Raw genomic sequence first — 22,047 nt, 5'->3', positions numbered from 1 at the left:
CCAACACCGTCTTCAGGGGGAATCCAGTGCTTTCGACCAGCGTGCCCGCAAGAATCCAGCCTGCGGAGCTGGCCAGGGCGCAACAGGTGGCCGCCAACATTTCACGCAGTTTCGATGCGAAGGTGGTGGGGCAGTCCCGGCTGCGCGAATCGCTGCTGGTGGGCCTGCTGACCGGCGGCCACATACTGCTGGAGAGCGTCCCGGGGCTGGCAAAGACCACCGCCGCGCAAACCCTGGCGGACGCGGTCAGCGGTGAATTCCGCCGGATCCAGTGCACCCCGGACCTGCTGCCCAGCGACATTATGGGAACCCAGATCTACGACGCCGCCAAGGGAAGCTTCCACACCCAGCTGGGCCCGGTCCATGCCAATATCGTGCTGCTGGATGAGATCAACCGTTCCAGCGCCAAGACCCAGAGCGCCATGCTGGAAGCGATGCAGGAACGCCAGACGTCCATCGGCGGGCAGGACTACCGCCTGCCCTCGCCGTTCCTGGTCCTGGCCACCCAGAACCCCATCGAGCAGGAGGGCACGTACCAGTTGCCCGAGGCACAGATGGACCGGTTCATGCTCAAGGACGTGCTGGACTACCCGAGCCCCACGGAAGAGGCCGAGATCATCCGCAGGATCGACGCCGGCGTCTATACCCCTGAGCAGAAACCGGCTGCTGCCGCCTCCCTGGATGCCGTCACAGAAATCCAGGACCTGGCGACGCGCATCTACATCGATCCTGCCATCATCAACTACATCGTGGGACTGGTGTACGTGACCCGGAATGCATCCCAATACATTGATGCCAGGCTTGCCGGATTCATCGAGTTCGGCGCCAGCCCCCGTGCCAGCATCGCCTTCAGCCGGGCAGCCCGCGCGGTGGCGCTCCTGAACGGCAGGGACCATGTGATCCCCGAGGATGTCAGGTCGCTGGCCCACCGTGTGCTGCGCCACCGGCTCATCCTGAACTTTGACGCGGTGGCCGAGCAGGTCCCAGTGGAATCGGTGATCGACGCCGTCGTTGCCGCCGTCCAGACGCCCTGACCCCCGCATGGCCAGCCTCCTCCAGCGTGTGAAGTCGAAGATGGCCATCTTCGCGCACCGCAAAGCCCGCGGCATGCTCGACGGCGAATATGGTTCGGTGTTCAGGGGACGCAGCCTGGACTTCGATGACCTGCGCGCGTACGTGCCCGGCGACGAGGTCCGGGATATCGACTGGAAAGCGTCGGCGCGCCATGGTTCGCCCCTGATCCGGCGGTATGTGGCTGTCCGCCGCCAGACTGTCCTGCTCCTTACCGACACGGGACGGAACATGGCGGCGGAGGCACGGTCCGGGGAAGTGAAGAAGGACATCGCCGTGCTTGCCTTGGGGGTCATGGGCTACCTGGCCCACCGGCACGGCGACGTGGTGGGCCTGGTGTGTGGTGACTCCTCCGCCACCCGTTCACTGCCGGCAAAGAGCGGTGAAGCGCACCTCGAACGGCTCCTTCGGCACGTGGACTCCCACGCGGACCTCGGCGGGGCGCCCAGCAGCATCCAGACCCAGCTCGACTACGTGGCGCACCACATCAAGGGCCGCCACCTGATCTTCGTCGTCGCGGACGAACTGGCCGCAGACGCTGCCACCGCGCAGCTCCTGCGCAGGCTCCGCGCCCAGCACGAGATCCTCTGGCTCACGGTCAGGGATGCGGAGCTGGCGCCCTCCCCCCGGACCGCCCTCCAAGACACCGGTACGGATTCCTACAACGTGGCCGATTCCTCGCTCCTGGCCTGGCAGCCGGCCACGTCTGCCGCGGTGGCGGCAGCCTATGCCAAAGCCGCCGCGAAGCGCGACGCCGGCCGCGCGGCCATGTTCCGCGCCGCCGGGATCACGGAAGGGGAAGTGGCGGGCAGCGGAGACGTCATCACCGGCCTGTTCGCCCTCCTGGAAAGGCACCGGCGTGCCGGCTGATCCAGCATTCTACGGCCCGCTGCAGTACAGCCCCCTCTGGATGTGGTGCGGCGCCGCGCTGTTGGCCCTGGTGGCAGGGTGGTATGTCTTCGTGCTGGCCACCACCCGCCCGGCCATGCGTTCCAACCCCGGCCCCCGACCCGCCCTGACGCAACTGCCTGCCCTCAAAGCGGCGTACCTGCAGCGCATGCGTGATGTGGAGCGGGAGGCGGCGGCGGGCAACCTCGATGCACGCGCTGCCCACCAGGAGATCAGCCTCCTGCTTCGCGGCTTCGTCCGGGACGCAACGGGCGTAGACGCCACCAGGATGACGCACCAGGACCTGGCCCGGCACCCGCTCCCGGCGGCAGCCGATGTCATCGAAGCCCTCTACCCCGCCGAATTCGGCCCCGGCCCGCTGCCGTCCGTGACGGCATCGGCAGCAAAAGCTTTCCAGGCGGTGCGCGCGTGGAGCTGATGTTCTGGTGGATGCTGCCACTGGCCGCCCTTGCCGCGGGGGCGGCAGTATGGGTTGCCTTGCGCAGGAACCGGCGGCCCAACGTACGACGACGGCCGGTGGCGCACGCTGACAGGCTCACCGCGCTGCCGGAATACCAGGCAGCCCTCCGCCGGCACCGCCGTCGGCTGGCACTGGCCGGCACCGGTTCCTACCACGCCCTGGACAGTCCCGACGCCGTGCCCGGGATTGTCACCGGCGTCGAGAAGACCGAAACAGCGGCGATCCACGGCGCGCCACGGGCCGTGTTTTCGGACGTACCTGGCCTGCCGCTGGGTGTTGCACTCCTTTCCGGACTGGTCCTGTGCACAATCCTGTGGCGCCTGCAGCGGAGGCCCCTCCGGAGCAGGGCGTGGCTGCGGAGGGGCGCCGTTATCCTGCTGGTCTTTGCAGCAGCCATGCGGCCCAGCCTGCCCGGCGGCTCCGTGCAGGCTGCCACCGCCGAGCTCAACGTGTTCTTTGTGGTGGACACCACCACCAGCATGGTGGCCGAAGACTACGGCAATGCGGCTCCACGGCTGGAGGGCGTCCGCAAGGACATCAAAGCCATCGCCGAACAGCTGCCCGGCGCCCGCTTTTCCGTCATCACCTTCGACACCACGGCGCACGTCCGGATGCCGCTCAGCACCGACACCCTGGCCCTGGAAACCATCACGGACGTCATCGAACCCCAAGTGACTGCCTATGCCAGGGGCAGCAGCATCACCGCAGCCAGTCAGGTGCTCGCCGAGCGGTTGGCCGCTGCCCGGGACAGCCAGCCCGGCCGGCCCAGACTGGTGTACTACCTCGGGGACGGCGAACAGACCAGTGGCAAGGAGCCGGAGCCAATAAAGGTCGACGGCGGACTGGTGGCCGGGGGAGCGGTGCTGGGTTACGGCACGTCCGGAGGCGGCAGGATGAAGGAGAACACGGGCCGCATTGACGACGACGGCGGCACGGGCGGCGGGGACGTTGCGCCCGCACCGGCAAAGTATGTGCAGGACACCCGGGCCGGCAGCCGCGGGATGCGTCGTCCGTTATCGATGAAGGCCGGCTGCGGAACATCGCCTCCCAGCTGGGCGTGCCCTACGTCCACCGCGCAGCCGGTGATCCGGTGGCGGACATGATGCAGAAAGCGCGTCCCGGCAAGGCGGAACGGGCGGATGAAGTCGGTTCGCTGGCGGCCGCGACCGAGCTCTACTGGATCTTCGCCGCCGGCGCTTTCCTGCTGGCCTTGCCGGAAGCGGCGGGCATCATCCGGCAGCTTCGCAGGCTCCCGCCCAGGACCGGCAAGGAGGGCGTTCGGTGAACACCCGCCGTCCTGCCGGAGATAGGAGGGTCCGCAGGCGGCGCCTGCTGCTGTGGTCCGCGGTGCCGGTGCTCCTGGTGCTGTGCTTGGCTGCCAAGCTCCTCAGCCTGGACATCCTCGCCCAGCGCGCTGCCGCCGGTTTCGAGGCCGGCAACGCCCCCGCGGTGGGCGGTGCCGCCGGAGGCCTTGGAGTGGCCAACGTCGTGGAACCGCACAAGGCGCCGTTCGCCGCTGGTGACGCGGCCGTGCTGGCGGGTGATTACGGGGCTGCAAGGACCCTGTTCGAACAATCGTTGAAGGTGGTGCCCGGCGGCTCGGGTGACGAATGCCTGGTGCGGGTGAATTTGGTCCTGGTGATCGAACGCCTGGGTGACCAGCGTCTCCAAGCCGGGGACCCTGCGTCGGCCGCTCTCCTCTTCAAGGAGGCCGTGGACGTAGCCACCCAAGCGCCGGAAGGGTGTCTCTCGGTAGACGCACAAGCCGGAGCGGACGGACGGCTGGCGGCAGCCAAGGAGCGGCTGGACAACAAACTTGACGCCGTGGGGCAACCAGCGGCCATGTCGCCCGCCCCGTCGGAAGAGCCGTCCCCGGACGGGGCCGGCGGCACCCGGCAGGGCCAACTGGACCAGCTGCAGGACAGTGCGCGGCGGGCAGAACGGGAGCGGAACGGTGGACGGGAACGTGAGGAGTATTTGGACAGCAGCGATGGGACGAGGCCGGAGCGCCCCTGGTAGGAACGCCTGTGGACGAAGGAAATTCTGTTGGCGGAAGAAACAAGCTGTAAAACTGCGTCTTAATTCGGCGCCCGGCTTGTGCCTGTCCCGCCAGCCCAATAGAGTCTTAGACAAGTTACCGCGGTAACGTGTCAGCGATCCTCCGTTCCGGAGGGTGTGGGTGCCCCCATGTGGGCCTGACATTTGCTCACGGACTACTTCATTCGAGGCGTAACAGTCGCGGCTGCGTCCTCGTGGAGTCCCTCCGTGTTCCCCAAACTCAAATCATTGCCGGTTACCTGTCTTTTGCGGCAGGCACCCAATGGACCAAAGCCAAGGACGCAAATGTCACCACCAAGCCTTATTGACGCACATCCGCACCTCTCCGACACCGCTCCGGTGGCGCTCTCCTACGAGCTGTTCCCGCCGCGTTCACCCGCAGCTGCAGAGACCCTCTGGACCACCATCCGCGAGTTGGAGACCACTGAGCCGGACTACGTCTCCGTGACGTACGGTGCCAGCGGATCAAACCGGGACACAGCCCTTGAGCTCATCAACCGGCTCCTGGTCGAGACCACGCTGAGGCCGCTGGCCCACCTGACCTGTGTAGGAAACACCCCGCAGGAACTCGCTGCGGTCATCGGTGAACTGCTGGACATCGGGGTGCGGGGCATCCTTGCCCTGCGCGGCGATCTGCCGAAGGACGGCGGCAGGCCGGCGGCCGGGTCGCTGCGGTACGCCCAGGACCTGATCGACCTCATCCGGCGGGTGGAGCAGCGGCGTTCCGCGCTGCTGTGCGCCGGAAAGATCGCGGTTGGGGTGGCCGCGTACCCCGCCCGTCATCCTGAGTCACCCAGCGAGGAGCACGACGTCGAGGTGCTGCTCGCGAAACAACGTTCCGGCGCCGACTTCGCCATCACCCAGGTGTTCTTTGAAGCTGCGGAGTACGAGGACCTGCTCACTCGTGCACGCCGTGCCGGCGTGACCATTCCCATCATTCCCGGCGTGATGCCGTTCACCAGCCTCCGCCGCCTCACCCGGCTGGGCGAGCTGGCGGGCGTCGAGCCGGCACCCCAGCTGATGGAACGCCTGGCGGCCGCCGACGATGACATGGAACGGCTCCACATCGGCGTCGACGCCACGGTTGAGCTGGCCAACGCTGCCCTGGACGCCGGAGCTCCCGGCATCCACCTCTACACCTTCAACGAGCACCAAAGCGCGCTGGAAGTGCTGGACAAGCTGGCCCTGCCGCGCCACAGCCGCACGCGAAGTGCCATTCCCAGGCCCCAACTGGCCAGCTGAGCACCCGCTCAGAATTTTCAACAGACCATCTTCACAAGCTCCCCATTCCTAGGAGATTTCCATGCCTGAATTGACCGCGCCCAAAAACACCCCCTTCCCGTCCGCATCACTCCTCGGGTACCCCCGGATCGGCCGCCGCCGCGAACTCAAGAAGGCCGTCGAGGCGTACTGGGCCGGCCGGATCGACGCCGCCGCCCTGGACGCCGCGGCCAAGGACATCCAGCTGTCCACCGCCCGGCGCCTCCAGGAACTCGGCCTCACCGAAGCCGCGGCAGTCCCGGGCACCTTCTCCTACTACGACCAGGTCCTGGACACCACCGCCCACCTGGGCGCAGTGCCCGCCCGCTTCGGCAAGCTCCTGGGCGCTGACGGGCAACTGGACATCGACGGCTACTTCACCCTGGCCCGCGGCACCAAGGAACAGCAGCCGCTGGAGATGACCAAATGGTTCGACACCAACTACCACTACCTGGTGCCGGAAATTGGCCCTGAAACCGTATTCACCCTTGCCTCCACTGCCAAGGTTGACGAGTTTACGTTCGCCCTGGACAACGGCATCGAAACCCGTCCGTACATCGTTGGCCCTGTCACCTACCTGCTGCTGTCCAAGGCTTCCGACGACGCTCCGGCCGGCTTCGCGCCGTTGTCCCGCCTCGACGACATCCTCCCCATCTACGTCCAACTGCTCGAAAAGCTCGCCGCCGCCGGCGCCGGCTGGATCCAGCTCGATGAACCCGCCCTGGTGGTTGACCAGGACACCCCGGCCGCCGAAATCGACGCCGCCGTTGCCCGGGCCTACGAGGTGCTGACCGCTGCGGCCAACCGCCCGCAGATCCTCGTTTCCACTCCGTACGGTTCACTCGGCGCCCAGCTGGGCACCCTCGCCGCCACCAACATCGACGCCCTCCACCTCGATGTCTTCAAGGGCGCCGTTCCCACAGCAGCCGCACTCGCGGGCCTGGGCAACAAAACCCTCGTCGCCGGCGTCGTGGACGGCCACAACATCTGGCGCAACGACCTCGCCGGCTCCGCCTCGAAGCTGGACGAACTGAAGGCCGCCGCCGGAAGGGTGGCAGTCTCCACGTCCACCTCCACCCAGCACGTCCCGTATGACGTGGTGGAGGAAACCCAACTGCCCGCGCAGCTCCGCAGCTGGCTGGCGTTCGCTGACCAAAAGGCCGTCGAGGTCACAACGCTTGCCTCCTACCTGGCGGACCCTGCCTCAACCAAGGCAGCCATCGACGAAGCCACCGCCGTCATCGCTTCCCGCACTACGGCAGAAGGAGTCCGCCGCGCCGATGTCCGGGCCCGAACCGGAGCCCTCACCGCAGCGGACTTCGCCCGCTCCGACTACACGGTGCGTGAAGCGGCCCAGGAAGAGGCCCTGCACCTGCCGCCACTGCCCACCACCACCATCGGGTCGTTCCCGCAGACTGCAGAAATCCGCTCAGCCCGCGCCCGCAACACCAAGGGCGAGCTGAGCGATGAGCAGTACCAGCAGCTCATGAAGGACGAGATCAAGCGCGTCGTGGACCTGCAGGAGGAGCTGGGCTACGACGTCCTGGTGCACGGCGAACCCGAGCGAAACGACATGGTCCAGTACTTCGCCGAGAACCTTGAAGGCTTCGACGTCACCGTCCACGGCTGGGTCCAGTCCTACGGTTCCCGCTGCACCCGCCCGTCCATCCTCTGGGGCGACGTCACCCGGAGCGCACCGATTACTGTCAAATGGGCTGAATACGCGCAGTCCCTCACCAGCAAGCCGATGAAAGGCATGCTCACCGGGCCGGTCACCATCCTGGCCTGGTCCTTCGTCCGGGACGACCAGCCGCTGGGTGAAACCGCAAACCAGGTTGGCCTGGCCCTGCGCGACGAGATTGCCGACCTCGAAGCCGCCGGCATCAAGGTCATCCAGGTGGACGAGCCTGCCCTGCGCGAACTGCTGCCGCTGCGCAAGGCAGACCAGGCCGCTTACCTGAAGTGGTCCGTCGACTCGTTCCGCCTGGCCACTGCCGGTGCCGCCGATTCAACGCAGATCCACACCCACCTCTGCTACTCGGAGTTCGGCGTGATCATCGACGCGATCGACGGACTGGACGCGGATGTCACCTCCATCGAGGCCGCCCGCTCCCGGATGGAAGTTGTCCACGACCTTGAATCCCATGGCTTTGGCCGCGGGGTGGGCCCGGGCGTCTACGACATCCACTCACCACGCGTCCCCGGCGAGCAGGAGGTCACCGAGCTGCTCAGCACCGCCGTCAAGCACGTCCCGTCCCGCCAGCTCTGGGTCAACCCGGACTGCGGCCTGAAGACCCGCGGCTACGCGGAGACTGAGGAGTCCCTGCGAAACCTGGTCAAGGCCACGCAGACGGTCCGCGCGGGCCTCCTGGAAACAGCGAAATAGAGCAGCGGGCGACGTCGGCTGGTCACCTCGGGTGACCCGCCGGCGTCGCCTCCTTCATTCTTAGCGCGCTGAAAAACAGCCAAACGGTCCACGCGACGATTGCCACGATGCCCACCAGGGTGGGCAGCGAGTTGGCCGCCGAAAATCCGGACACACCGATGATCCATCCCTGCGCCAGATAGGCCAGCCCCGACAGCGCCATGAGGTAACCGATCATCCGGGAAACCTGGTGCGTTGCTGCCACCACCACACCGAAAAGCACCAGCGCGACGCCCAGCAGGAAGTTTTGGTAGCTCCGCATTCCCCACTCCAGCCACCGGATGCCCTCCGCGGTGGCGAACCGCGCCGCCTTTTCCGGCTCCGGTGCAGCGGCCCAGGCGTCCACCGCGTGCTTAAGCGCCACACCGTCCACTGCCTGCAGGGCCGCGTAAAGGGCAATGGCTGCGGCGGCGGAGAGAACGCCAAAGCGTGCAATCCAGGCCAGTGCGTGCCGCGGGACATCAACGGCGGCCCAGAGGGACACCAGTCCTGCGCACACCAGGGCCATGCCTACGAACTGGCCCAGGTGCACACCGGTCCAGGGGCCGCTGTCGGCGTAGGCGGTGAACGATGCAACGTGGTCGTTTGCGTCGTGGGACTCGGCGTGGAATACGCCCGCGATGATGGAAATCGCTACGCCGGCAAGGAGGAGCGAGGAGGCCAGCCGCCAGGTTTTGCGCCTTTCCTGGATCCCATCCATGGACGCCCACCATCCTTAGTACCGGGCACTCGTTGGAGCCGGTTTCAGGACTCCCAGACGATTTCGTCGTCCACCACGCCGTCCTGGTCCGCGGACGCCACCAGGACTTCGTCGGTAAAGTGCTCACCGAGGGTGAAATCCAAAACGAAGTAACGTTCCGGCTGGCCGGGATAGATGGCCACATGGCCCAGCTTCAGCGACTTGAGGAACACCTCGTTGGTGAGCTGGCTCCGGTCCTGGACGCCGAACACCTTGCGCAGTTGCTCGTCCTTGAGCGCGTTGCAGTGGAAGTGCAGGTACTCCTGCGGACTGGTGCCCTCCTGCTCCAGCTCTTCGGCAATCATTTCCCGGACCTCGTCAACCAGCTCGGGCAGGAAGCGCAGCCGGTACTCGACTTTGCGCAGCGCGGCTTCATCGAAGTGGTCGTGGGCGTTGATGTTCAGGTCGAGTTCCAGCGGGTGGCCGCCAAGCTCATGTTTGGCGGCGAAGAGATGATCCCTCCCGTGGTTGAGCTCAATCTCCCCAAAGTGCTGGCTCGCTACCTTGTTCATAGTCTCAACATAGACCCGAAGGGCAGCCCATTCCAGCGTTCGCGCCTAATTCACCGCGGTACGCATCCCGGCAAGGGTCTCCGCCAGCAGATCCACGAAAAGCTGCACCCTGGCGGTCTTCCGGTCATTGATCAGCAGCGCAAAGACATTCCGTGCCAGCCGGATTTCCGGCACGTCCAGGACCACCACACCGGCCGGTTTGTTCCGCAGCGCCAGTTCAGGAACCAGGGCTGCGCCCAGGCCGGCAGCTGCCATCTCCAGGCTGGCATGGAAATCGTCGCTGTGCGCCACCACCCGGGGGTGCAGGCTGCAGCCGGCGAAGAGGCGCTCGATCACCATGGCGTCGCTGGTACCGGGGTGATGCATGATCCACGGCATCTCCGAAAGGTGGTCCGCCGCCACCTTCGCATCGGCGCGGAACCCCCAGCCGGCAGGCAGCACCACCCGGAAGTCGTCGTCCCCAATCCACTGCCGGTTGATGGTGTTGGGCCAGGCGAAACCGGTCTGGCCCACCTGGAACACCACGGCCAGGTCCAGGTCCCCGCCGGTGCGCAGCCCCTGGATGGTCTGCCCCGGTTCGGCCACGGAGACCCGCAGGTCGATCCCGAGCTTCTTCCACGCCGGATTCTTGAGGATCCGCGGCAGGACGTAGGTGGCCAGGCTGGGAAAGATGCCCAGCCGCAGCTCCTGGCTTTCGGTGTCCTGCGTCCGCGAGGCGGCGGCCATCAGCGCTTCGATGTCCGTGAGCACCTTCGCGGCGTGCCGGGTCATGACGACGGCGGCTTCCGTAGGAACCACGGCCCGCGCCGACCGCTGGAACAGGGTTACGCCCGTTTCCCGCTCCAAAGCGGATATCTGCTGTGACACGGCCGAGGCTGTGTAGCCCAGTGTTGCGGCTGCCGCAGCGAACGAGCCCAGCCGCGTGACCTCCAGGAGGGTCTTCAGGTGCACGGGATTTACCACCAGTTCACAGTACTGCACCCATCCACCGCCGTAACCGCGCCGAATTGCCGTCTGTATAACCCCGCACAGCGGTAAATGTTCAGCAGAGGAGCATGAAGTGTCACTTGACCCAGCAGTAAGCGCCGGCGGCCGGCGGCGCGTAGCCGTGATCGGCAGCGGCGTGGCCGGATTGACGGCAGCCTATGTACTGAACAGGCAGGACCACGTCACCCTGTTCGAGGCGGACTCGCGGCTGGGCGGCCATGCGCACACCCACGACATGCCGCAGGCCGACGGGAGCGCTATTGGCGTGGACACCGGGTTCATCGTGCACAACGAACGGACCTATCCCACCCTGCTGCGGCTGTTCGCCGAGCTTGGCGTCGAAACCCAGGACTCCGAGATGAGCATGTCCATCCGCTGCGACGGCTGCGGACTGGAATACGCCGGGGCCCGCGACGGCGCCCGCGGAATCATTGCCAGGCCCTCCAGCCTGCTGCGCGGCCGCTACCTGCTGATGCTGCTGGAGGTCACCCGCTTTTACCGGAAGGCCAGGGAGTTGCTCAGGACGGCGCCGCCGTCGGCCGTCAGCGACGAGGTGGAGGTGCCGGAACTGACGCTTGGCGAGTTCCTGGTGCGGGAGAAGTTCAGTCCCTATTTCATTTCCCACTTCATGACCCCGGTGGTCAGCGCCGTCTGGTCCTGCGATCCCACCACCGCCCTGGCCTATCCTGCGCGGTACCTCTTCACGTTCCTGGGCCACCACGGCATGCTGGGCATCAAGGGCTCACCGCAGTGGAGGACCGTGACCGGCGGCTCGGCACGGTATGTCGAAAAGCTGGCCGCGACGCTCCCTGACGTCCGCCTCAGCACTCCCGTCACCGCCATCCGGCGCCTGCCCGGTGGTGTGGAGATCGCAACGGCCAGCGGGCTGGAAGACTTCGACGCCGTCGTGATCGCCTCGCATCCTGCGCAGGCCCTTGGCTTCCTGGCCGACGCCACCCCGGAGGAGAAAGAGGCGTTGGGCGGGATGCCCTACTCGGTCAACCACACCGTGTTCCACCAGGACCCCGCGGTCCTGCCTGCGGCGGACAACGCGAGGGCGTCCTGGAACTACCGGCTCCCGGCCTGCGACGCACGCCCGGACAAGGTCCTGGTGAGCTACGACCTCACCCGGCTGCAGCGGCTCGAGCCTGCAGATGGCCGTCCGTACCTGGTGAGCCTGGGAGAGTCCGGGCTGATCTCCGACAGCGCGGTGCTGGAACGGATGGTGTACGAACACCCGCAGTACACGCCGGAATCCCTGAAGGCCCAGAAGGCCATCGCGGCGCTGAGCGACAGCCGGATCGCCTACGCCGGCGCGTACCTCGGCTGGGGCTTCCACGAGGATGGTGCCCTCTCAGGGGTGCGGGCCGCCGAAAAGCTCGGCCGCACCTGGCCGGTGGTGCGGGCCGCTGGCTTCAGGGACTCCGCCGGGGAAGGGGAGCGGGAACTGCTGGCCGCGGAGCCTGCATGACCATGGAAGCCTCGATCTACCGCACGTCCATATCCCATGTACGACGCACGCCCTTGAAGAATGCGTTCACCTACCGGAGCTACAGCTGGTTCGTGGACGTGGACAGCCTTCCCCGGCTGCCGTTCCTCCTGCGGCCCCTCGCCGTGTTCCGCGCCGGAGACCACCTGGGCGACCCGGACGCCGGCATCCGGTCCAACGTGGAGCGGTACCTGCGGACGCAGGGCATTGAGCCCGACGGCGGCGCCATCCACATGCTGACCAGCGCCAGGGTTTTTGGCTACGTGTTCAATCCGCTCACCCTGTTCTGGTGCTACCGCTCCAGCGGAGAACTGCAATGTGTGGTGGCAGAGGTCCACAACACCTACGGGGAGCGGCACTGCTACCTCCTGCGGACCGACCCTGCCGGGCGCGCCTCAGTCCCCAAGGCGTTTTACGTGTCACCCTTCAACGACGTCGACGGGCAGTACCGGATGAAGCTTCCGGCGCCGGGGGGCCAGCTGGCGGTGTCCATTGTGCTGGAGCGTGAAGGGCAGCGCCCCTTCGTGGCAAGCATGGACGGCCGCCGCAAACCAGCCACTATTTCCAACATCCTTTCGGCGGCCCTTACGGTGCCTGCCGCGCCGCTGCTGGTCTCCGTGCTGATCCGGGTCCAGGGCATTAAACTCTGGGCAAGACGCCTGCCCGTGGTTGCCAGACCACATCACCCCTCACAGGAGGCAGTTCAATGACAATGACTGACGACAACGGAACTGCTGCAGCTTCCGTCCGCGGCAAGGCCCACGGTCCGGCCACCCACGCCCGCGAATCCTGGACCGCGGAAGGTGTGCCGGCTGCGCCCGCCACCATCGATCCCGGCCTGTGGCCCGGTGTTGCCGCACCGCCGTCGGGCCTTAAAGCTGATGTGGCCGGTAAAGCCGCCGGACTGCTGTTCAGGGGCGCGGTTAAGCGACTCCCGCTGCGCGTTGAATACCCGGACGGTTCGGTCCTGGGAACGGGCGGACCCCAAGCTCCCGTGATGACCATGGTGCGGCCCGCTGCATTTGAGGCCCGGATCGGCGACAACGGGCTGATCGGACTGGGTGAGTCCTTCATGGCAGGGGACTGGGAGGCATCGGACCTGGCCGCGGTGCTCGAGGTCTTCGCCGCCTCCGTGGACACTCTCATCCCCGTGCCGCTGCAGAAACTGCGCTCGCTGTACCTGCCACGGACGCCCCGCCAGGAACGCAACGCCGAACAGAACACCCGCAGCAACATTTCCCGGCACTACGACCTGTCCAATGCGTTGTTTACCAACTTCCTGGACTCCACCATGAGCTATTCATCGGCTCTGTTTCCTGACGCCGCCGGGCCGCTGGCCTCCGTCACGTGGGAATTCCTGGCGGAGGCCCAGCAGGCCAAAATCGACCGGCTGCTGGACAAGGCCGGCGTAGGCGAAGGCACCCGGCTGCTGGAGATCGGCACCGGCTGGGGTGAGCTTGCCCTGCGGGCCGCTGCCCGCGGCGCCACCGTCTACAGCGTTACACTGTCCAGCGAGCAGCAGGCCCTGGCGCAGGAACGCATCGCGGAGGCCGGGTTCGCGGACCGGGTGACGGTGGCCCTGCAGGACTATCGGGCAGTGGAGGGGGAGTACGACGCCGTGGTGTCGGTCGAGATGATCGAGGCCGTGGGATACGAGTACTGGCCCATCTACTTCCAGACTATTGACCGCGTCCTGGCCCCGGGCGGAAAGGTGGCCATCCAGGCGATCACCATGCCGCACGGGCGCATGCTGGCCACCCGCAACGCGTATACCTGGGTCCACAAATACATCTTCCCCGGCGGCTTCCTGCCGTCCGTCCGGGCCATCGAGGGTGTCACGCAGCAGCACACCACCCTGCGGGTGCGGGAGCGGATGGGGATGGGCGACCACTACGCCGCCACCCTGCGGCTGTGGGAAGAACGGTTCCTGTCCCGCTCCCGGGAGGTAGGGAAGCTGGGGTTCGACGCTGTGTTCCAGCGGATGTGGCTGTTCTACCTTTGCTACTCGCGCGCCGGCTTCCAGTCCGGCTACCTGGACGTTCAGCAAATTGTGCTGGACCGCCGGGAGGCGCAGCTGTAGTTTGCTCCAGGTTGCGGCGGACGTACCGGCTGAACGGGACCGCCGGAGCATCGCTCGCTCCGCGTACGGCGTGGTGCTGCTTCGCCACGGTGCTGTCCACCGCCGTCGCCCGGCTTAACCCCACGCGGGCTAATCCTGCCAGGGCTTAGGGGCCGGGGCCGGGGCCGCAGTCCCGGGGGCCCGGAATGACTCATGGGGTCCGTGACCACTACATGTAGTGGTCACGGACCCCTTTTGTATGGCCGGGGAACATGCGGCGACACGCCGAGGATCACGACACGCTGACTGTGCATATGTGTTCAACCCCATCCACAGGGTGTGGATCCAGTCCCCAAAAAACCCGGGATCGCGGGCAATATTCGGGCCCCTGCCTGTGGATTAACGGTGCATTAAATGACATACTTGTAATACATCATCTTGGGGTTCCAAAGAGGCGTCTGCACTACATGTAGTATCTACATACAGCTGGACGGGGGACACCGAACCAGCAAAGATTTCAACTAAGGGGACAGGGACAATGACCGTAACGGTTTACACGAAGCCTGCTTGTGTTCAGTGCAACGCCACTTACCGCGCGCTCGACAAGAAGGGCATCACCTACCAGAGCGTTGACATCTCCCAGGACGCTGAGGCACTCGAGCGCCTGAAGGCATTGGGCTACATGCAGGCTCCCGTTGTGGTCACCGACCAGGACCACTGGTCAGGCTTCCGCCCCGACAAGATCGAGGAACTCGCACTGTTGGCCGTTTCCTCCGTGGCCTAGGAGTTCCACTTTTCCTGCCGGCAACCATCAATCAGCTGAGGTGACTCCCATGGCAGCACCAACAGCAGAGCGAAGCGCTTCCCAACACCACGCGGCTCAGCGCGTGGAGGTATCCCCGCCGGCCACTTCGCACCACCAGCCGCAGCAGGTTGTCACGGACAGCCAGCTCATCTACTTTTCCTCGGCATCCGAGAACACCAGCCGCTTCGTCGCAAAGCTTGGCCGCGAGGCCGCCCGGATCCCGTTGCACGCAAAGGACTCACCCCTCCTCGCCACCCGGCCGTTCGTGCTGGTGGTGCCCACATATGGAGGCACCGGGGGAGAAGGGTCCGTTCCCAAGCAGGTCATCCGGTTCCTGAACAACCCGCTGAACAGGCAACTGCTCCGCGGCGTGATCGGCGCCGGCAACACAAACTTCGGGGACAACTACTGCATGGCCGCGGACATCATCGCCGCCAAATGCCAGGTACCCCACCTTTATCGATTCGAACTTATGGGAACGCCGGAAGACGTCACCCGGGTAAACCAAGGATTGGACACGTTTTGGACACGACTGTCGCAGACACAGAAGTAGCCAGGGCCCAGGAGCCCGAAATGCCGGCCGCCTACAAGGGGCTGGGCTATCACGAGCTGAACGCCATGCTGAACCTCTATGGTCCCAACGGCGAAATCCAGTTCGGCGCCGACCGCGAGGCCGCGCACCAGTACTTCCTGCAGCACGTAAACAACAACACGGTGTTCTTCCATGACCTGGAGGAGAAGCTCGACTACCTGGTGAAGAACCAGTACTACGAGCGCGAGACGCTGGACCAGTACACGATGAACTTCATCCGTGAGCTGTTCACCCGCGCCTACAAGAAGAAGTTCCGCTTCGAGACCTTCCTGGGCGCCTTCAAGTTCTACACGTCCTACACGCTGAAGACGTTCGACGGCAAGCGTTTCCTGGAGCGCTACGAGGATCGCGTCTGCATGGTGGCCCTGCACCTTGCCCGCGGCAACGAGCAGCTCGCCCTGCAGATGGTGGACGAGATCATTGACGGCCGGTTCCAGCCGGCCACCCCCACGTTCCTGAATGCCGGCAAGAAGCAGCGCGGCGAGCTGGTCTCCTGCTTCCTGCTGCGCATCGAAGACAACATGGAGTCGATCGGCCGCTCCATCAACTCCGCACTGCAGCTGTCCAAGCGCGGCGGCGGCGTGGCGTTCGCCCTGACCAACATCCGCGAGGTGGGCGCGCCCATCAAGCAGATCGAGAACCAGTCCTCCGGCGTCATCCCCGTGATGAAACTTCTCGAAGACAGCTTCTCCTACGCCAACCAGCTCGGTGCCCGCCAGGGTGCCGGTGCCGTGTACCTGCACGCGCACCACCCGGACATCTACCGTTTCCTGGACACCAAGCGCGAGAACGCGGATGAGAAGATCCGCATCAAGACCCTTTCGCTGGGCGTCGTCATCCCGGACATCACGTTTGAGCTGGCCAAGAAGGACGAGGACATGTATCTGTTCTCGCCCTACGATGTGGAACGCGTCTACGGCATGCCGTTCTCCGACGTCTCGGTCACCGAGAAGTACTACGAGATGGTGGACGACTCCCGGATCAAGAAGACCAAGATCAAGGCCCGCGAGTTCTTCCAGACCCTCGCCGAGATCCAGTTCGAATCCGGCTACCCGTACATCATGTTCGAGGACACCGTGAACCGGGCCAACCCGATCGACGGCAAGATCATCATGTCCAACCTGTGCTCGGAGATCCTCCAGGTTTCCCAGCCCACCACGTACAACGATGACCTCTCCTACGCCGACACCGGCAAAGACATCTCCTGCAACCTGGGCTCGCTGAACATCGCCAAGACCATGGACTCGCCGGACTTCGGGCTCACCATCGAGACGGCCATCCGCTCCCTCTCGACAGTCTCGGACATGTCCAACATCACCTCGGTGCCGTCCATTGCCAAGGGCAACGACCAGAGCCACGCCATCGGCCTGGGCCAGATGAACCTGCACGGCTACCTTGCCCGTGAGAGGGTCCACTACGGCTCGGAAGAGGGCCTGGACTTCACCAACATCTACTTCTATTCGGTGGTGTACCACGCGGTCCGCGCCTCCAACCTGCTGGCCATCGAGACCGGCCAGACGTTCGGCGGCTTCGAGAAGTCCAAGTACGCCTCGGGCGAGTTCTTCGACAAGTACACGGAGCAGGAGTGGGTGCCGCAGACCGAAAAGGTCCGCGAGTTGTTCAAGAATGTGCACATCCCCACCCAGGCTGACTGGCTGGCGCTGAAGGCTTCCGTCATGGAGCACGGCATCTACAACCAGAACCTCCAGGCGGTGCCGCCCACCGGTTCGATCTCCTACATCAACAACTCCACCTCCTCGATTCACCCGGTGGCGTCCAAGATCGAGATCCGCAAGGAAGGCAAGCTGGGCCGCGTGTACTACCCGGCGCCGTACCTGACCAACGACAACCTGGAGTATTACCAGGACGCGTACGAGATCGGCTACGAAAAGGTCATCGACACCTACGCGGCTGCTACCCAGCACGTGGACCAAGGCCTGTCCCTGACGCTGTTCTTCAAGGACACGGCCACCACGCGCGACATCAACAAGGCCCAGATCTACGCCTGGAAGAAGGGCATCAAGACCATCTACTACATCCGTCTCCGCCAGCTCGCGCTGGAGGGAACTGAGGTGGAGGGCTGCGTCAGCTGCATGCTTTAGTTGTATCTCCAACTAATGCCTGAAGTACGACGGCGGGTGCCCGCCCGCCGTCGTACGCTTTAACTTAGTGAAACCCACCCAACGCTTAGGGGATGACATGACCGAGAAGGTCAAGCTGCTTAGCCACGTCGAGGCCATCAACTGGAACCGGATCCAGGACGACAAGGACGTCGACGTCTGGAACCGACTGGTCAACAACTTCTGGCTCCCGGAGAAGGTGCCGCTGTCCAACGACGTCCAGTCGTGGAACACGCTGACCCCGGTTGAGCAGCAGCTGACCATGCGCGTGTTCACCGGCCTGACCCTGCTGGACACAGTGCAGGCAACTGTCGGCGCCGTCAGCCTCATCCCTGATGCCCTGACCCCGCACGAAGAGGCTGTCTACACGAACATCGCCTTCATGGAGTCGGTGCACGCCAAGAGCTATTCCTCCATCTTCTCCACGCTGGCTTCCACCAAGGAGATCGACGAGGCGTTCCGCTGGTCCACCGAGAACGAGAACCTTCAGAAGAAGGCGCAGATCGTCATGGACTACTACCAGGGCGACGATCCCCTGAAGCGCAAGGTTGCCTCCACGCTGCTGGAGAGCTTCCTGTTCTACTCGGGCTTCTACCTGCCCATGTACTGGTCCTCACGCGCCAAGCTGACGAACACGGCTGACCTGATCCGCCTGATCATCCGCGACGAAGCCGTACACGGCTACTACATCGGCTACAAGTTCCAGCGCGCCCTGGAGACTGTCTCCGAGGAGCGCCGCCAGGAGATCAAGGACTACACGTTCGAGCTGCTCTTCGAGCTCTACGAGAATGAGGTCCAGTACACCCACGACCTTTACGACGGCGTGGGTCTGGCCGAGGACGTCAAGAAGTTCCTGCACTACAACGCGAACAAGGCCCTGATGAACCTGGGCTACGAGGCGATGTTCCCGGCCTCCGTCACCGACGTGAACCCGGCCATCCTCTCGGCACTGTCCCCGAACGCCGACGAGAACCACGACTTCTTCAGTGGCTCCGGTTCTTCTTACGTGATCGGCAAGGCCGTGAACACCGAAGACGAGGACTGGGACTTCTAGTCCTTCTTCTTCCTTCCTCCTTCGGATGTGTGGTTGGAAGCTAGTTGGCGGTTACGAATTAACGTCTTAGGTGGATGATGGTCCGAAGCAGGGGCAAAAGCACGCCCTCAAAGTAGCCTTGCGGATTATGGATTCGCCAGCCACGTCGGACGGTACTTCCCATTAACCCGTTTCGAACCCTCCGCTTCGGACCTCGGATCCTAATGCAAGATCCCGAGCAAGAGTGCCAGCAAACGGACCCCCACCTACCTGCCCCGCGGAGCATGACCTGGCCACGTGGCGGGATCCTGCAGCGGCGCGGCTTGCGGGCCGCACGGAGAGGCCTCGAGCGTGATGATGTCTGAAGCAGGCCGCCGTTGGACAAGAACAGTCGCCTGGATACTGCTCGTGCAGAGCTCGATGGTCCTGATTGGCTACGGGATTATGCGCGCCGGCTGGCACCTCTGGCTGCCAAATCCGGTCGAGCAGCGGGAATCCTCGATTGGCAGCCGATACGTCGACGCCGGCTGCGTGCTGTCCCTCGCAGCCGCTGTCTGGTCACACTTCCGCGGAAACCCCGTGTGGGTAAGCGTGTGCGTGGCGCTGCCCGGGGTTCTTGTGGGCTGGGCAGCCTGGTCAGATCCCTACAGCCTGCTGCGACATTTGGCCGCGGTCGTGACATTCCCACTCGCCCTGGCCGGGGTGGCCGAAGTAATCTGGGCCCGTGGGCACCGGCAGCGGGCGTAACGGCCAGGCGCCGTCTCCCGTGCCTGGTCCACGGCCGTGCCGTGCACGTAACATGCGAACTCGACCACAGATAGAAAGACCCCAGTGAAGCAGAGTATTTTCGCCCGCGTCGCCCAGCTCGCGAAGGCCAACCTGAACGCCCTCCTGGACTCCGCGGAAGACCCGCAGAAGATGTTGGACCAGATGGTCCGCGACTACTCGAACAACATTGCCGAAGCAGAGGCTGCCGTCGCCCAGACCATCGGCAACCTGCGCATGGCCGAGGACGACCACAACCGGGCCGTGGATGACGCCAACACCTGGGGCCGCAAGGCGATCGCCGCGTCCCGCAAGGCCGACGAGTTCCGTGCCGCCGGGAACAGCGTGGATGCCGATAGGTTCGATGCCTTGGCCAGGGTCGCCATCGGACGACAGATGACCGCCGAATCAACGGCCAAGGCCCAGGAACCGAACCTCGCCGCGCAGAACCAGGTCGTCGACCAGCTCAAGAACGGCCTGGACAAGATGCGCGGCAAGCTCGGGGAGCTGACCGCCAAGCGCAACGAGCTGGTCAACCGCTCCCGCGTCGCCGCGGCGCAGTCCCAGGTCAATGACGCTCTCAAGTCGCTGGATGCCGGTGACCCGACCTCGGCCATTGGCCGGTACGAGGAGAACATCCGCCGCCAGGAAGCCAGTGTCCGCGGCCAGCAGGAACTCGCCGCCTCATCCTTGGACGCCCAGTTCGCGTCCCTCGAAGACCTCGACGAGCAGACTGAAGTGGAAGCCCGTCTCGCTGCACTGAAGTCCATCGACCGGAAAGCCATCGACTACTAGGACGGCGCCGTCGTCGAACATGCGGGGCGCACGGGCAACTCGACCTAATAAGGCCATGCGAGCACGTATCTAGCAGACGGAGCGTGACGAGGTTGACGCACAATCGAGATTACTGCCGGCATGCCGGAGCGGCTGCTTGATGCGCGGCCCGCAGGCCCGGATCCTGCTTGGCGGCGATGGCCGGGTGGTACCGCACGTTGGTCTCGGCCGCTGGCGGCCGTGGCGATCTTCCGTGTCGGGATGCCCTGCCGGTACATCTGTACCCACTCCGGGTTCGGGGCTGGCCGCTTGATCTGGGTCATCCGCTGCTGCCGGCATCAGGGCAGCGGGCGGCGCGCGGCCCGCTTGAGTCCGGCGATGCGCAGCCGGAGGAAGATGATGGCCAGGATCAGGGCGTAGACGGCCAGGCCGGCCAGGACGAACGTGAAGACCGCGGACAGGATGCCCATGATGCTGAAGCCCGGGCTTGGATTCACAGCTACCCCCAAATAGTCGTTGCCCCTGAGCTACGTGAACCGACGAGGGGACTAAAGCTTGACGACATCCGGGGCTGCCTGGCTGCAGGGTGAGCACTGTGGACCTCAAGGGTAAAGGAACGTTGGAGCGGTCCGGCGGGGTCCTGCACTTGCGCTGGAAGCCCGGGGCGTACATCGGCATCGACGTCGCCAGGGCGGCGCTTGAGGCCATCACCACCCTAACCCAGGGCGCCCGGTTGCCGATGTTGGTCGAGATTCAAGGAGTTACTCACTCCGCGGCCGCCCGGAAGCTCTTCCCTGACGCATCCAGTATCTCGCGGATGGCGCTTCTGGGATCGTCCCCTGTTGACCGGGTGATCGCCATGTTCCGCTTGCCTCGGCTGCACCGGATTCCCAATCAGGTACTTCACGTCAGAGGAAAAAGCCATAGTGTGGCTGCTTGGGCCCTCGGACGAGAATGGCACTGAGTTGGGGGACGAGTAGCCCCATCTTCATCTGACTGGCAACTGGGTCTCGGCGTCGTGAACTGTTCCGGCAGTGCGTCTGCGCACACTGCCGCTCCTGGCCAGGGCAATCAGCAGGGTCACGATGGTACCCATCCAGGCAAGCCCGGCGAGGAACACCAGGCCGATCGCCATTAAAGGATGCATGGCGAAAGTCTAAGACCGGGGGGCTGGCAGGCCCGGGTGAAACTCCGCACCCTAAGAGCCTGAGTTTTCAGCAGCAGGTAGCTCCGGGCTCAGGAACACAAAGCCCCTAAGGGAGCCTCTGCCTCTAGCGAATCGATGTGGGCGGGAGCACGGTGTACCGGGCAGCGTCTTCCGCAAGGAACATCCGCCGCGGTTCGGCTGCGCCGAAGAGGATCCAGACGATGGAGCCGTCCCCGGTCAGGTCGTCAACGAAGCCGGTGCCCAGATCGCGGCCACCGGCGCGGACGCGGACTTCCTGGCCCCGCCACAGGGCGGTGCCATCCACGGTCGTTTCGGTCATCTCGTCAGTGTTCATGCGTCCTGGTCCCGTTCCTTGGCTTGTTCCCCAAAGATACGGTCCCCAGATGAAGCGCCAGTAAACAGCAGCTAAGTCGAACCAGCGTCCACGTAGCTGCAAAGGCCCTGCCCCCGCGATCAGTCGGCATGTGGGCGTGTCGGTGACGGTCGAAAACTGAGCCATTGTGATGGTTGAAAACTGAGCCACCCGTTCCAAACGATTGGGTGGGTGATCACAGTGGAGGATTGGGCGCTTATTCGGCGGTTGCATCTTGCCGAGGGTGAGTCGATGAGATCGATAGCAGCGCGGCTGGGGATCTCCAGGAATACAGTCGCGAAGGCCGTCAGTGCTGACGGTCCGCCTACGTATGTTCGGGCGCCGCGGGACTCCGGGATCAAGGCTGTGGAACCGGCGATTCGTGCGCTGCTGGTGGAGAACCCGCGGATGCCGGCGACGGTGTTGGCTGAGCGGGTGGGCTGGTCTGGGTCTCCGGCCTGGTTCCGGG

24 protein-coding genes are annotated in these 22,047 nt (G+C 65.0%); 18 read left to right on the top strand and 6 right to left on the bottom strand.

Going from position 1 to position 22,047, the window contains the following annotated elements; genetic code table 11:
• Positions 1–26: 26 nt before the first annotated feature.
• The 8 genes from J7I84_RS17305 (at position 27) to metE (ending at position 8,144) form a co-directional block, all read left to right on the top strand.
• A complete protein-coding gene (locus J7I84_RS17305) occupies positions 27–1,034 on the top strand; it encodes a MoxR family ATPase (protein WP_214945784.1) in 1,008 nt (335 codons plus the stop codon).
• 7 nt (positions 1,035–1,041) lie between these two features.
• On the top strand, positions 1,042–1,941 hold the full coding sequence (locus J7I84_RS17300) for a DUF58 domain-containing protein (protein ID WP_214945783.1): 900 nt from the start codon (positions 1,042–1,044) through the stop codon (positions 1,939–1,941).
• A complete protein-coding gene (locus tag J7I84_RS17295; protein ID WP_214945782.1) occupies positions 1,931–2,398 on the top strand; it encodes a hypothetical protein in 468 nt (155 codons plus the stop codon). Before J7I84_RS17300 ends, J7I84_RS17295 begins: the two co-directional genes overlap by 11 nt.
• Positions 2,398–3,543: a vWA domain-containing protein gene (locus tag J7I84_RS17290; protein WP_251046765.1), complete on the top strand. Its 1,146-nt coding sequence runs from the start codon at positions 2,398–2,400 to the stop codon at positions 3,541–3,543. Before J7I84_RS17295 ends, J7I84_RS17290 begins: the two co-directional genes overlap by 1 nt.
• Positions 3,540–3,725: a hypothetical protein gene (locus J7I84_RS21640; protein WP_251046754.1), complete on the top strand. Its 186-nt coding sequence runs from the start codon at positions 3,540–3,542 to the stop codon at positions 3,723–3,725. The genes J7I84_RS17290 and J7I84_RS21640 overlap by 4 nt, the downstream gene beginning before the upstream one ends.
• Positions 3,722–4,459, top strand: coding sequence for a hypothetical protein (locus J7I84_RS17285; RefSeq protein ID WP_311381161.1), 738 nt, complete (start codon positions 3,722–3,724; stop codon positions 4,457–4,459). The genes J7I84_RS21640 and J7I84_RS17285 overlap by 4 nt, the downstream gene beginning before the upstream one ends.
• A gap of 324 nt (positions 4,460–4,783) precedes the next feature.
• Positions 4,784–5,740 carry a methylenetetrahydrofolate reductase gene (locus J7I84_RS17280; RefSeq protein WP_214945781.1) on the top strand — a complete coding sequence of 319 codons (957 nt, stop codon included), beginning with the start codon at positions 4,784–4,786 and terminating at the stop codon, positions 5,738–5,740.
• Between the two features lie 61 nt (positions 5,741–5,801).
• Positions 5,802–8,144 carry a 5-methyltetrahydropteroyltriglutamate--homocysteine S-methyltransferase gene (gene metE / locus J7I84_RS17275; RefSeq protein ID WP_214945780.1) on the top strand — a complete coding sequence of 781 codons (2,343 nt, stop codon included), beginning with the start codon at positions 5,802–5,804 and terminating at the stop codon, positions 8,142–8,144.
• Positions 8,145–8,166: 22 nt separating this feature from the next.
• Here the strand turns inward: metE and J7I84_RS17270 are convergent, their stop codons facing one another.
• Genes J7I84_RS17270 through J7I84_RS17260 form a run of 3 tightly spaced genes read right to left on the bottom strand, consistent with a single transcriptional unit; the run spans position 8,167 to position 10,397 of the window.
• Complete coding sequence (locus J7I84_RS17270) at positions 8,167–8,883, bottom strand: DUF4386 family protein (protein ID WP_214945779.1); 717 nt, start codon at positions 8,881–8,883, stop codon at positions 8,167–8,169.
• Positions 8,884–8,927: 44 nt separating this feature from the next.
• Positions 8,928–9,434 (bottom strand): DUF2004 domain-containing protein, encoded by a 507-nt coding sequence (locus J7I84_RS17265; RefSeq protein ID WP_214945778.1) that lies wholly within the window; start codon positions 9,432–9,434, stop codon positions 8,928–8,930.
• A gap of 45 nt (positions 9,435–9,479) precedes the next feature.
• The gene (locus J7I84_RS17260; RefSeq protein WP_214945777.1) at positions 9,480–10,397 is read right to left on the bottom strand and encodes a LysR family transcriptional regulator; all 918 of its coding nucleotides are present in this window, start codon (positions 10,395–10,397) and stop codon (positions 9,480–9,482) included.
• A gap of 97 nt (positions 10,398–10,494) precedes the next feature.
• Between J7I84_RS17260 and J7I84_RS17255 the strand changes: the two genes are divergently transcribed.
• The 9 genes from J7I84_RS17255 to J7I84_RS17215 all read left to right on the top strand — a co-directional run bounded on the left by J7I84_RS17255 (position 10,495) and on the right by J7I84_RS17215 (position 20,079).
• A complete protein-coding gene (locus J7I84_RS17255; protein ID WP_214945776.1) occupies positions 10,495–11,892 on the top strand; it encodes an FAD-dependent oxidoreductase in 1,398 nt (465 codons plus the stop codon).
• Positions 11,889–12,620, top strand: a complete 732-nt coding sequence (locus J7I84_RS17250; RefSeq protein ID WP_214945775.1) for a DUF1365 domain-containing protein — start codon at positions 11,889–11,891, stop codon at positions 12,618–12,620. The genes J7I84_RS17255 and J7I84_RS17250 overlap by 4 nt, the downstream gene beginning before the upstream one ends.
• Positions 12,617–13,990: a class I SAM-dependent methyltransferase gene (locus tag J7I84_RS17245; RefSeq protein WP_214945774.1), complete on the top strand. Its 1,374-nt coding sequence runs from the start codon at positions 12,617–12,619 to the stop codon at positions 13,988–13,990. The genes J7I84_RS17250 and J7I84_RS17245 overlap by 4 nt, the downstream gene beginning before the upstream one ends.
• Before the next feature lie 517 nt (positions 13,991–14,507).
• Positions 14,508–14,753, top strand: a complete 246-nt coding sequence (gene nrdH, locus J7I84_RS17240) for a glutaredoxin-like protein NrdH (RefSeq protein WP_214945773.1) — start codon at positions 14,508–14,510, stop codon at positions 14,751–14,753.
• Between the two features lie 103 nt (positions 14,754–14,856).
• A complete protein-coding gene (nrdI, locus tag J7I84_RS17235) occupies positions 14,857–15,327 on the top strand; it encodes a class Ib ribonucleoside-diphosphate reductase assembly flavoprotein NrdI (RefSeq protein ID WP_214945925.1) in 471 nt (156 codons plus the stop codon).
• Positions 15,328–15,347: 20 nt separating this feature from the next.
• Positions 15,348–17,468 (top strand): class 1b ribonucleoside-diphosphate reductase subunit alpha, encoded by a 2,121-nt coding sequence (nrdE, locus tag J7I84_RS17230; RefSeq protein ID WP_214945924.1) that lies wholly within the window; start codon positions 15,348–15,350, stop codon positions 17,466–17,468.
• Positions 17,469–17,565: 97 nt separating this feature from the next.
• The gene (gene nrdF, locus J7I84_RS17225; RefSeq protein WP_214945772.1) at positions 17,566–18,540 is read left to right on the top strand and encodes a class 1b ribonucleoside-diphosphate reductase subunit beta; all 975 of its coding nucleotides are present in this window, start codon (positions 17,566–17,568) and stop codon (positions 18,538–18,540) included.
• A 333-nt stretch (positions 18,541–18,873) separates the two neighbouring features.
• Positions 18,874–19,266, top strand: coding sequence for a hypothetical protein (locus J7I84_RS17220; RefSeq protein ID WP_251046752.1), 393 nt, complete (start codon positions 18,874–18,876; stop codon positions 19,264–19,266).
• 84 nt (positions 19,267–19,350) lie between these two features.
• The gene (locus tag J7I84_RS17215; RefSeq protein WP_214945771.1) at positions 19,351–20,079 is read left to right on the top strand and encodes a PspA/IM30 family protein; all 729 of its coding nucleotides are present in this window, start codon (positions 19,351–19,353) and stop codon (positions 20,077–20,079) included.
• 317 nt (positions 20,080–20,396) lie between these two features.
• On the opposite strand, the gene J7I84_RS17210 is transcribed toward J7I84_RS17215, so the two are convergent.
• The 3 genes from J7I84_RS17210 to J7I84_RS17200 form a co-directional block, all read right to left on the bottom strand.
• Positions 20,397–20,555, bottom strand: coding sequence for a hypothetical protein (locus tag J7I84_RS17210; protein WP_214945940.1), 159 nt, complete (start codon positions 20,553–20,555; stop codon positions 20,397–20,399).
• A gap of 491 nt (positions 20,556–21,046) precedes the next feature.
• Positions 21,047–21,205, bottom strand: coding sequence for a hypothetical protein (locus tag J7I84_RS17205; protein ID WP_214945770.1), 159 nt, complete (start codon positions 21,203–21,205; stop codon positions 21,047–21,049).
• Between the two features lie 124 nt (positions 21,206–21,329).
• Positions 21,330–21,545: a hypothetical protein gene (locus tag J7I84_RS17200; protein ID WP_214945769.1), complete on the bottom strand. Its 216-nt coding sequence runs from the start codon at positions 21,543–21,545 to the stop codon at positions 21,330–21,332.
• Between the two features lie 234 nt (positions 21,546–21,779).
• Here J7I84_RS17200 and J7I84_RS17195 point away from each other — a divergent pair.
• Positions 21,780–22,047, top strand: a 268-nt coding sequence (locus J7I84_RS17195; RefSeq protein ID WP_311381163.1) for a helix-turn-helix domain-containing protein, incomplete at its 3' end; no start/stop codon positions are given.

Source organism: Arthrobacter sp. ISL-85 (assembly GCF_018613675.1).
Lineage (GTDB): Bacteria > Actinomycetota > Actinomycetes > Actinomycetales > Micrococcaceae > Arthrobacter.
Note: the sequence above shows the minus strand (reverse complement) of the source record. Positions and strands in the feature narration are given on the sequence as shown.